The organism is Victivallis sp. (assembly GCF_048170485.1).
Classification (GTDB): Bacteria; Verrucomicrobiota; Lentisphaeria; order Victivallales; family Victivallaceae; genus Victivallis.
Genome location: NZ_DBEXAY010000116.1, coordinates 1 through 10453, shown reverse-complemented (window position 1 = coordinate 10453; position 10453 = coordinate 1). Strand labels below are relative to the sequence as shown.

General features: G+C 57.7%; 8 protein-coding genes and 2 pseudogenes. 4 read left to right on the top strand and 6 right to left on the bottom strand.

Going from position 1 to position 10453, the window contains the following annotated elements:
• On the top strand, positions 1 to 716 hold a 716-nt coding region (locus ACMLHG_RS06190), incomplete at its 5' end, for a prepilin-type N-terminal cleavage/methylation domain-containing protein (RefSeq protein ID WP_417169927.1).
• 149 nt (positions 717 to 865) lie between these two features.
• Positions 866 to 3421: a polysaccharide lyase family 8 super-sandwich domain-containing protein gene (locus ACMLHG_RS06185; RefSeq protein WP_417169926.1), complete on the top strand. Its 2556-nt coding sequence runs from the start codon at positions 866 to 868 to the stop codon at positions 3419 to 3421.
• An 82-nt stretch (positions 3422 to 3503) separates the two neighbouring features.
• Here the strand turns inward: ACMLHG_RS06185 and ACMLHG_RS06180 are convergent, their stop codons facing one another.
• The 3 genes from ACMLHG_RS06180 to purD are packed head-to-tail and all read right to left on the bottom strand — an operon-like array spanning position 3504 to position 6679.
• Entirely contained in the window at positions 3504 to 4898 is a 1395-nt protein-coding gene (locus tag ACMLHG_RS06180; protein WP_417169925.1) for a PhoH family protein, read from the bottom strand.
• Between the two features lie 27 nt (positions 4899 to 4925).
• Positions 4926 to 5366, bottom strand: a complete 441-nt coding sequence (locus tag ACMLHG_RS06175) for a hypothetical protein (RefSeq protein WP_294437319.1) — start codon at positions 5364 to 5366, stop codon at positions 4926 to 4928.
• A 26-nt stretch (positions 5367 to 5392) separates the two neighbouring features.
• Positions 5393 to 6679, bottom strand: coding sequence for a phosphoribosylamine--glycine ligase (purD, locus tag ACMLHG_RS06170; protein ID WP_294437321.1), 1287 nt, complete (start codon positions 6677 to 6679; stop codon positions 5393 to 5395).
• Between the two features lie 104 nt (positions 6680 to 6783).
• Here purD and ACMLHG_RS06165 point away from each other — a divergent pair, with 104 nt between their 5' ends.
• Both ACMLHG_RS06165 and ACMLHG_RS06160 read left to right on the top strand, forming a co-directional pair.
• Positions 6784 to 7266, top strand: coding sequence for a peptide chain release factor family protein (locus ACMLHG_RS06165; protein ID WP_294437323.1), 483 nt, complete (start codon positions 6784 to 6786; stop codon positions 7264 to 7266).
• A gap of 20 nt (positions 7267 to 7286) precedes the next feature.
• The gene (locus ACMLHG_RS06160; RefSeq protein WP_417169924.1) at positions 7287 to 8027 is read left to right on the top strand and encodes an acyl-[acyl-carrier-protein] thioesterase; all 741 of its coding nucleotides are present in this window, start codon (positions 7287 to 7289) and stop codon (positions 8025 to 8027) included.
• Here the strand turns inward: ACMLHG_RS06160 and ACMLHG_RS06155 are convergent.
• The 3 genes and pseudogenes from ACMLHG_RS06155 to ACMLHG_RS06145 form a co-directional block, all read right to left on the bottom strand.
• On the bottom strand, positions 8021 to 8248 hold the full coding sequence (locus ACMLHG_RS06155) for a cupin domain-containing protein (RefSeq protein WP_294437326.1): 228 nt from the start codon (positions 8246 to 8248) through the stop codon (positions 8021 to 8023). The two genes, ACMLHG_RS06160 and ACMLHG_RS06155, sit on opposite strands and share 7 nt — an antisense overlap.
• A 204-nt stretch (positions 8249 to 8452) precedes the next feature.
• Positions 8453 to 8578, bottom strand: a pseudogene (locus ACMLHG_RS06150) (helix-turn-helix domain-containing protein); the annotation flags it as partial.
• A 307-nt stretch (positions 8579 to 8885) separates the two neighbouring features.
• A pseudogene (locus ACMLHG_RS06145) lies at positions 8886 to 10292 on the bottom strand (hypothetical protein); the annotation flags it as partial.
• Between the last annotated feature and the right edge of the window lie 161 nt (positions 10293 to 10453).

Here is a 10453-nt window from a genome sequence, read left to right as displayed (position 1 = left end):
CAATTATCGCAATCCTTGCGGCCATGCTATTGCCGGCATTGAACAAGGCGCGTGCCAGGGCAAAGGCAACTCAATGCATCAGTCAACAGAAAGAAGTCATGACTGCCCATATCTCTTATGCGGATGACAACAAGGGACTTTTTGTACTGCGCTCCAGTTACGAAACAAGTTATGAACCCTACCACGTGATTCTTTCCGGAGGACGCTGGGTACGCAATCAATTGACGTTCAATAACAGAACAGTCTATCTGCCATTCTCAGTCTTTCTCTGCCCGGCCAGTCCCAATGTCGATCAAGCAATGAAATATGCAGAAGAAAACGCTTCCAATACCGGCATAAAATATGCCTACGGTATGCCGCTGGATACGGAAGACAGCGGTTTCTCTGAACGATTTGGTGAAATTACATATAAATTCACTCCAGCCGGCAGCGGGGAAAGTCGCTTTCTGGTAAGTTCCCGTATGAGGAAACCTTCTGCCCTGGTCATGCTGGCCGATACAATCCGGCCAGCCAGAGATGCATCAAGCTGGTGGTTTTTCTCACAGAGCAGTCTGAATCTTTCCAGTCATCCAGCGATCCACACTTTGCACAATAATCGTGCAAACGTCGCTATGGCAGACGGGCATGTTACAACAATGAGCGGCACTGAACTTATAAATTCTCCGATGAAGATTACCGGCTATGTCAATGCCGCTTTTCAGGGAAAAACCGAGTAATTAATTGGGTTGCGAAAACCCTCTAGTCTCCATCGACTTGTGCGCTGCACAGGAAGTCTCGTTACAGACGACATTGGTACCGCTCCATTAAAAAAATGGCTCTTTTCAATCGACAACGCTTATGAAACCGCAACATTCCAGAGGAAAATATGAAGATTACAGGGAAAATATTTCAAGCAGGCATAAGCATATCGTGTCTTCTGAGTCTCGTGGTCAATGCCGAAACTGCGACGAATTCTTGCAAGTTGCACTGGCGTGCGGACCGTTATTGTCAAGCGGAACATCTGCAAGGAAAAAACATTTTTACTGTCAATGTTCCGTCGGAGAAAACTGCTTTCGGCCAATATTGTTTCCGGGCAGCAATCGATCTTACTCCATTTCAAAATGGAGAATTTCTGTTGCGGATCAAGGTTCGAGCAAATGACGTTTCCCAGCCTGCTGACCTCACGAAAGGAATCAAAATTCAACTGTATTACCAGAACAGCCGTGGCAAAAAATTCTGGCCGGGTGCAGTAATACCGGCAGGCTCTTTTGAATGGCGAAAATTTGATTTTTCTACAATAATTCCCCGAGATGTGAAAAAAGGGGAATTACGTCTCGGTCTGGAAGGCTGTTCCGGCCAGGTTGATTTCGATCTCTCTTCTCTACAGATACTGAATGATGAAGCGATCGAAGAAGAGGAGGCTGCCATAGAGGAGCCCGTCTTATCCAATGTTCAGAGCAAGGAATGTGCTCTTCTGGAAGAACGGATTAGAAATCAACTACTTGAGAAAAAGATGCTCTTTCGTGACGTGGAGCGATGGCTTTCTCTTCAACAACCTGATGGTTCATTTCAAGACATTGATTATCGCGACGACAATCACTCGGCATGGCGGTCTGCCGAACATCTGCGCCGCACTCGAGAGCTGGCGCGCATTCTAGCTGCAGGCGACATGCCTGAGCACGCTTTTCGGCGGAACAGCATGGCAATCCGGCAAGCGGTTTCCTTCTGGACGGTCAACCGTCCCCAGAGCGGAAACTGGTGGTTCAATGCATTGATGGTTCCTCGTACTATGGCGGAAATTCTGCTGTTGACTCCGGAACTCTTCCCGGCTGGAATTTTGCGCCGGGATGCTCTGCGGGTCTGCCGCCAGACAAAGTTCCATCCTCGATATACCGGCAACAACCGGGTTTTTGCGGCAGAAAATATTTTTCTTCGGGCTCTCCTGGAACGGAAATATCATCTTATGACGCAGGCAACGAATGTAATTCAGGAGGAAATTCGCTTTGCTCCGGCAATGCGGAAAAACGACTGGCTGTTCGGCGGCATCCGAACAGACGGCAGCTACCACCAGCATGGGCCGCAGATCCAGTTTGGCAATTACGGAGGTGAATTTTTCAGCAAAATCGCCCACTGGGCCGAACTCTGGCGCGATACCCGCTGGGCGCTGACTCCGCAACAGTGGCGCATCATGCATACGCTGGCCTTCGATGGCTTCCGCTGGGTTCTATGGCAGGGAAAACTGGATCTTCTCGCCTGTGGCCGCCAGCTCGGCAGAAATGCCACGGCAGACAAGGGGAAGAAAATTCTTGAAGCATTTCGTAAACTTCGCAATGCGGATCCCGGGAGCTTCACTCAATATAATGACGTACTGAAACCGGTTGCGGGGAACACGCTGGTCGGCAATCGCCACTTCTGGAATTCCGACTACATGGTGCATCGCCGTCCGGAATGGTATGCTGCAGTTCGGATGAATTCTGTACGGGTAAGGCCGATTGAGGACGATACCAACTGGGACAATGCGCTTGGACGTTACTTTTCCGACGGCGTCTGTCTGGTGATGCGTTCCGGTAAGGAATATGACAACATCCTTCCCTGCTGGGATTGGACCCGGTTGCCAGGAACCACGCTACCGAAAACGCCCATCTATTCAGCAGCGGAAAGTCGAGCACGGGGACTTCGATGCGGCGGGGGGCAAATTCCTCGATGGACTCTCAGCCGTCAGTGGCGCCAGCTTGGGGAAACGGAATTCGTCGGCGGCGTGACAGACGGGGTTCGGGGAGCCGCAGTATTCACGATGAATCTCGACGGAGTCAAAGCGAAAAAAGCGTATTTCTTCGACACCGACGCCATCTATCAACTCGGCGCCGACATCTCCTCCACAAGTCCCCATGAAGTCGCCACCACCGTCAACAGCTGTATCCGCAATGGAGAAATCAGGCAGCAGAGGGAGTGGTTCCATCATGATGGAATCGGCTACCGGGGAAAAGGGTTGATTCTCTCCACCGGCAAACGAACTGGTGACTGGCGGATTCTTGAAGGAGGTCTTTCCTCTCCCCGCATGGAAACCCGGGATGTCTTTCATCTCCAGATCAACCATGGAATAAAACCGCAGGAAGTGTCCTACTGTTTCGCCATCCTTCCCGGCGCGACGCCGGAAGAAACCGCAAACTGGCGAAAAGGAAAAGTTCTTTCCAACACCGGCGCAATTCAGGCAATTGAATTCAACGATGGCACAATCGGAGCGATTTTTCACGAGCCCGGCAAACTCGGTAATTTTCAGACCAGTGCCCCCGGCGCTTTCCTGATCAAAGGCAACAGTGTAATTGCGGTTGATCCGACCGCCAGACTGCAGAAGATGAATCTTATGCTCGACGGCATCTCCAAAAGTATCGGACTTCCCACCGGGGAAAAGGGAGGAACCGGCGTTACGGTTAAATTCTGATCCAATCTGCTCCCAATGCAGTATCACGGCTCTCCGGCTCCGGGAAATTCTTTTCTGAAGCCGGAGATGCCTTTTGGTTGCTCTACAGCAGAGAGGCCGCCAGCGCCGAAAGTTCACTGCGTTCGCTGCGCGCCAGTGTGACGTGCCCGAATACATGCTGCCCCTTCAGCCGCTCCACCGTGTAGCTCAAGCCGTTGCTCGACGCATCCAGATAGGGATTGTCGATCTGATGAGGATCCCCGGTCAGCACCATCTTGGTGTCCTCCCCGCAACGGCTGATGATCGTCTTCACCTCGTGCGGCGTCAGATTCTGCGCCTCGTCCACAATCACGTACTGCCGCGGAATGCTCCGCCCGCGGATGTAGGTCAGCGCCTCCAGCTCCAGCTTGTGTGAATTGATCAACCCCTCGGTCGAATAGCGCGAAGAGCTCTTCGCCCGCCGTTCCGCTTCGCCGCCCAGCAGAAAGTCGAGGTTGTCGAAGATCGGCTGCATCCAGCTCGCCAGCTTCGCCCCCTTGTCGCCGGGCAGAAATCCGATGTCGTTGCCGAGCGGAATGATCGGGCGCGACACCAGAATACGGTCGTAGAGATTCTCGTTGAGCACCAGTTGCATGCCGGCGGCCAGAGCCAACAGCGTCTTGCCGGTCCCCGCTCCGCCCACCAGCGTCACCAGCTTCACCGCCGGATCAAGCAGAAGGTCGAACGCCATGCGCTGCTCCCGGTTGCGCGGACTTACGTTCCACACCGAATCGGTCTTGGCGCGGTCCACCGGCACGAGCAGTTCGTCGGCCCGGCAGCGGGCGATCACCGACTGTTTCGGATTTCCTTCCGCCGTCGCCACCAGAAACTCGTTGGGGAGCAAACCGAAGGGGCGCGCCGGCAGATGATGCTCCCGGTAGAGTTTGTCGATCTCCGATGCCGGAATCTCCGCAGCGCGGAATCCGGTGTAGAGCGAGGAGCTGTTCACTTTGCCCCGCTCGAAATCCATCACCGCAATGCCGAGAGCATCCGCCTTGATGCGCAGATTGATGTCCTTGCTGATGAAAATCACCCGCCGCCCCTTGCGCTTGAGGTCGTAGGCGACGCGGAGAATCCGGTTGTCCGGCGAGGAGTAGGCCAGTTCACTGCCGAAAGTGGCATCGACCTTGCGGGCCACCGGAGTGTCCTGCCCGGTCGTCGCCGTCAGCACGAACAGCTTCCCGGTCGCGGAGGCGGAAATGCTCGAAAGCGGCACCCCCAGACGAAGCTGCCCGGTCTTCGGCAGCGCCTTCTGCCGCAGGCGGTCGAGATAACGGATCACCTGCCGCGCGTTGCGGCCGAGCTCGTCGGAGTTCTTCTTGAACTTGTCCAGCTCCTCGACCACCGCCATCGGAATGACGACGTCGTTGTCCTGAAACGACTCAACACTCTGCGCACTATGCAGCAATACGTTGGTGTCGAGGACGAATACCTTGGGTTTGTTCTCCTTGCTTTCCATCAGGCACCGGCGCTCCTTTCCGCCGGACTACGGCGCCATCTCGTACTGGTGAACGGCGTTCTTCACCGCGGCATCCTTCGAGCGGACGCCGGTTCCGGAAGCCTGCATCGAACGGCGGGTCAGGAGGAAGAAGCAGACCGGCGTCTCGGTCACGGTGCACTGCACATTGATCACCCGCGCCGCCCCCTTGGACTTCGCCTCACGGGTCAGCAGATTGACCACATTCTCCGTGGTTCCGGTGTACTGGAAGAGCGCGCACTTTCCATCGCCCGCCGCACTGCCGACCAGCAGCGGCAGCCCCCAGAAGTAGTATCCGGGAATCTCGACGAAGGTCTGACAGACCGCCTTCTCGTTCGGCGTGCCCAGTCCGAGCGCGTTGAATTTCTGGGTGGACTCCACCGTGGTGCAGCCACAGAACATCGCTCCGGCCAGCACTGCACCGCAGACAGCGAGAATGGTACGTTTCATTTCACACATCCTTCTTTTGCTTCGGGTTACTTCAAATGTTTCAGGGCCTTCGCGCCGATGTCCCGGCGGCAGAAGCCATCCTTGAACGAAATCTTATCCACCGCCTCGTAGGCGTGTTGGATCGCCTCGCGAATGTCGCGGCCGCGGGCGGAGACGCCGAGCACCCGGCCGCCGGAGTTGACGATCCTCCCCTCCTTGTCAAAGGAGGTTCCGGCGTGGAACACCACCGCGCCGGTCGCGGCGGCCTCATCGAGTCCGGAGATCGGATACCCCTTGGCGTAACTGCCGGGATACCCGCCGGAAGCGAGCACCACCGACACCGCCGGCTCCTCCGACCAGGCGAGTTTCGCCTCGGCGAGCCGCCCTTCGGCGGTCTTTTTGAGCACGTCGAACCAGTCCCCCTCGAACCGGCGCATCACCGGCTGAATTTCCGGGTCACCGAAACGGACGTTGAATTCCAGCACCTTCGGCTCCCCGTCGACAACCATGATTCCGACGAAGATCACCCCGCGGAAATTAAGCTTCTCCGCCCGGATGCCGCGCAGGAAGGGCTGAAGAATCTCCGCATCGATCTTCTTCCACACCGCATCGGTCACCACCGGCGCGGGCGAATAGGCCCCCATGCCGCCGGTGTTCGGCCCCTCGTCGTTGTCGAAGACCCGCTTGTGATCCTGCGAAGAGACCAGCGGCACGATCGTGTTGCCGTCGGTCAGCGCCAGAATCGACGCCTCTTCGCCGACGAGACACTCTTCAACCAGCACCTTCGCTCCGGCGGCGCCGAAAGTGCCGTGGAAGCATCCGGCGAGGAATTCGAGCGCATCCGCCTCGTTGTCGGCGACCAGCACCCCCTTGCCCGCGGCGAGTCCATCCGCCTTGATGACGATCCCCTTCGCTCCGGCGGCGAACTCCTTCTTCACATACTCCGCGGCGGGCGCCTCGGCGGTGAAGGTGGCCGCCTTCGCGGTGGGAATGCCGTACTTGAGCATGAAGCTCTTGGCGAAATCCTTGCTGCCTTCGAGCTGTGCGGCCTCCCGGTCCGGACCGAACACGACGAGGTTCCGGCGCCGGAAGCAGTCCACGATGCCGTCACAGAGCGGCGCTTCGGGGCCGACGACGGTGAGATCCACCGCGTGTTCCGCCGCGAAATCGGCGAGTTTCTCCAGTTCGCCGACGCCGATCGGAACGCATTCGGCATCGGCGGAAATCCCGGCGTTGCCGGGGGCGCAGTAGACGGTTTCCACCTCGGGACTTTGTTTCAACTGCCAGACGAGCGCATGCTCGCGCCCGCCGGAACCGACGACCAGAACTTTCATTCCACTCTCTCCATCAGAAAATTTGCGGCGATACCGCTTGAAATCTCCGTAAAAACCATTAATATAACTGTAACTCCAAAACAGGGAAATTGAAAGCCGATTCGATGGAAAATCGCGATGAAATTTTGAAACTGGATGATTCCGCCCTCTCCGCCTGCTGTGAACTGGAGTTCTTCAAGGGGACCGGCAACGGCGGCCAGAAGCGGAACAAAACCTCCAGCGCGGCCCGGGTGCGGCTGCCGGCGTTCGGCGTCGTTGCGGAGGACTGCACCGAGCGAAGCCAGCACCGCAACCGCGCCGCCGCACTGCGCAAGCTCCGGCTCGCCCTCGCCTACCGGATCCGACAGAGCCCGGCGGAACCGCCGGAGCGGATCGAATGCGCCGTCGAACACGCCGACTACCCGCTCATGCTTGCCCATCTGCTCGATCTGCTCGAGGAGGAGAAATGGGAGCTGAAACCGGCGGCGGAACGGTGCAGAATCTCCGCCACCGCGCTGGTGAAACGGCTCGCCCGCGATCCGGAGCTGTGGAGTTTCGCCAATCAGGAACGTCAGCGTTTCGGGCACTGCCCGCTGCGCAGACCGTAATTTCAGGAGAGAACGATCCCATGAAAGAACTTCAACCGCCGCCGACCCATCGGGAAACCTTCCGCGTCCGCTGCCGGGAGACCGACCGGAACGGACTGTTGAAACTCTCCAGCTGGTTTGATTTTCTGCAGGAGGCCGCCGCCAACCACGCCGCACAGCTCGGCGTGGGGCTGGAGGCGCTTTCCGAACGGGGGCTGCTGTGGGTGCTGTCGCGGCTCCATCTGTCGATCCGCCGCTATCCGGCAATCGGGGAGAGCGTCACGGTGGAGACCTGGCCGAACGGCTTCCGCCGCCTCTTCGCGCACCGCCAGTTCCGCCTGACCGGGGAGGACGGGGGAGAGATTGCGGTGGCGTCGAGCGCGTGGCTGCTGCTTTCGGCGGAAAAACTGCGCCCGGTCCGGCTGGAACAGCTGCCGGCCGCCCTGCCCCCGAATGCGGAGAAGCCGGACTACTTCCCGCTGGAAACCAAACTGCCGGAACCGGAGGTGCCCGCCCGGTTCCAAATCCGCGTCCGGCCGACGATGGAGGATGTCAACGGACACCTCAACAACGCCGAATACGCGGGGCTGGTGCAGGACTGCGCGACCGAACCGGGAGAAAGTTCGCCGCGCTTCCGCGAGGTGGAGCTGCACTTTCTCTCCGCCGTGCGGGCGCCGGAACTTCTGACCGTCGGCGGCATCCGTTCGGGGAGCCGCTTCCTCTGCTGCGGGCGGAACGAAGCGGGGCAGCTCAGCTTCAACGCCGCGGCGGAGCTTCAGTAGTTGAGCTTGCTCCGGATGAAGAGCACCCGGACCGGTTCCCGCCCGGGGTTGCGCAGTTTGTGTTTGCGCAGCGGCAGAATCCGCACGGTATCGCCGGAGCGGAGCAGAAACTCCTCCTCCTCGAAGAGGATCACCGCCTCACCGCGGACCAGATAGGCGGTCTCCTCCTCGAAGTGCTGGGAGAAACCGTCGTTGGTTTCGCACCCGGGGGGCAGCTCCATGAGGCGGAGTTCGACGCCGGACTTCAGCGGGCCGGGGGTGAGGTTGAAATAGACGGCATCCTTTTCGCCGGGGTTGTGAATGCGTTCGCGCTCCTCGCGGCGGCGGATCAGAGAAGCGTTGTCGATCTCCTCGAGGAAGAGGGAGGAGAGCGAGATTCCCAGCGTCCGGCTGATGAGGCGAAGCACACTCAAACTCGGGTTGCCGATGCCGCGTTCGAGCTGGCTGACCAAAGCGGTGCTGATGCCGGAGAGTTCGGAGAACTCCTTGATGGTAAGGTTCTTCTCCTTCCGGTACTGATTGATTTTTCTGCCGATCCGGTTTTCCGTCATTGTCATGTATCCTGTTCTGCAGGGAATATAGTGCGACGAAGCGAAAAGTCAAGAGGGAGTTATCCCCGCCGCTGGCGATTGGAGTGTCGAACCCCTCCTGTGAAAGCAGTGTCCGCACCTCCTCGCGCACATCGGAATCGCGCCCGTTGGCGTCGCGGATAATCGGCGCCACCCGCTTGGCCATCAGGTTTGCCAGCTCCTCCGCCTGACCGGATTCCGAAAAGCGGATATCCGGATTCTCCGGATCAAATGTTCCGACATTCTCCGTCGCGGACTTGATCTGTGTCGGCGAGAAAACGACGTAAACCGTGTCTCCGTTTTCGTTTCTGGTCATAAAACCATCGTAACCGGAAATTCTTCTGACCTCTTCCAGAACGGTTCCACCACCGAAAGAACTGTACAGCTCTCCGATGATATCGGCATCGTTTTCACTGCTGTCGTAAATCGCATTCACCGCGCTATCCAGCGCCCGGTTTCGCCATGCCGAGCCGGGATATCCGCGACTGTCTTCCGCGTAGTTCGAAATGCCGTCCCCATCCGGATCAATCGCGTTGATAATTTTCCGGAGTTCCGGTTTCGTGATCGTCAGCTCTTTGGGATTCAACGGATTTTGAAGCGACAGGTAGACTTCGAATAATTTCCCGCCATCACTTTGATATCCCTCCGCATAACTGCGATTGTCGGTGAAGTAAAATCCGCGCCCCTCCGCCTGTCCATTGCTATTGTTGAATTTGTAGCTGAATACAGTGAAATCATTCGGGGATCCATGATACACCACCAGCGGTTTCCCCTCCGCATCCACCACCTTGGAATCCGCAAACCATTTCTGGAAAGCGGCCGAATCCTCCTCGCGGGAAAGCGGGAGATCAGCCGTATTCTTTTCCAGATAGATTTTATCCTGTTCGGCAACATCTTCGGTATTGGCGAGCAGAGTGCGCAGCCGCTCTTCCAGCGACAGGCCGGAGCGCCTCTCCGCATTCCTTGCCTCCACTTCTCCAGCGAGACGGCGATAAAGGGAAAATGCGTCCGGGTGTCCCTTCTCCGCCTTTTCCAGCTCCGCTTCATAGATCTGCAGGAACGTTTCGCGGTTGCTCGAATCGTAGGCGTTGCGCATGAAATCAATCGCGGTCTCTCCGCTGCCCCAGAGTTCGCCGAGCTCCTCGCCCAGAACGTCGCGAAAGTTCCGGAAGGAATCCTCATGCAACACCCGGCCGATGTTTTCATACAGATCACCGGGCAGGAGCTTCACATTGTCATGGAATTTCCGGTAGGCGTCGGCAAGTTCGGTCGAACTGTAATTGCCGGTTGCCGCCAGCCGGGAGGCGGTGTACAGATTTCCGCCGGGCGCGAATCCCTCCTGCTCCTGAATGTAGTGCTGAATCTCGTGAATCAGCGTTTTCTTCATCGCGGGAAGCCCGTCCTGCTGCAGAACAATCTCCTCGCCTTCCCGGTCGAACCAGCCTTTCGACTGCTGCATCTCCAACGATGTGGATAGCCGGACATTGAATTCCCGCAGCTCCGGATAGGCGGAGAAGAGTTCCGTTCCCTCCTGAATACAGCGGTCAATCGGCAGTGATTCATACGGTTCCAGACGCAGGAACTCCGGAGAGAACTGCCAGTTGTCGTCGGTTTCGGTGCGCCATTTGCCGTCCGCGCCCTTTTCCCAGCCGGTGGCAAGTTTGATGGTTTCGGCCTCCTTCCCGGCTTCCGCCATCCGCTTTGCCACGGAAAGATCCTCAAGCCTCTTTATGGCGTTTCCCTGCTGCGTGGAGAGATCGAGACCGAGCATTTTCCACATTTCAGCATCCTGCCTGCCGTACCACTCTGCCGCGGCGGCCGCCCCCTCCTCGCCGATGATGGAAAATTTGGATTTTT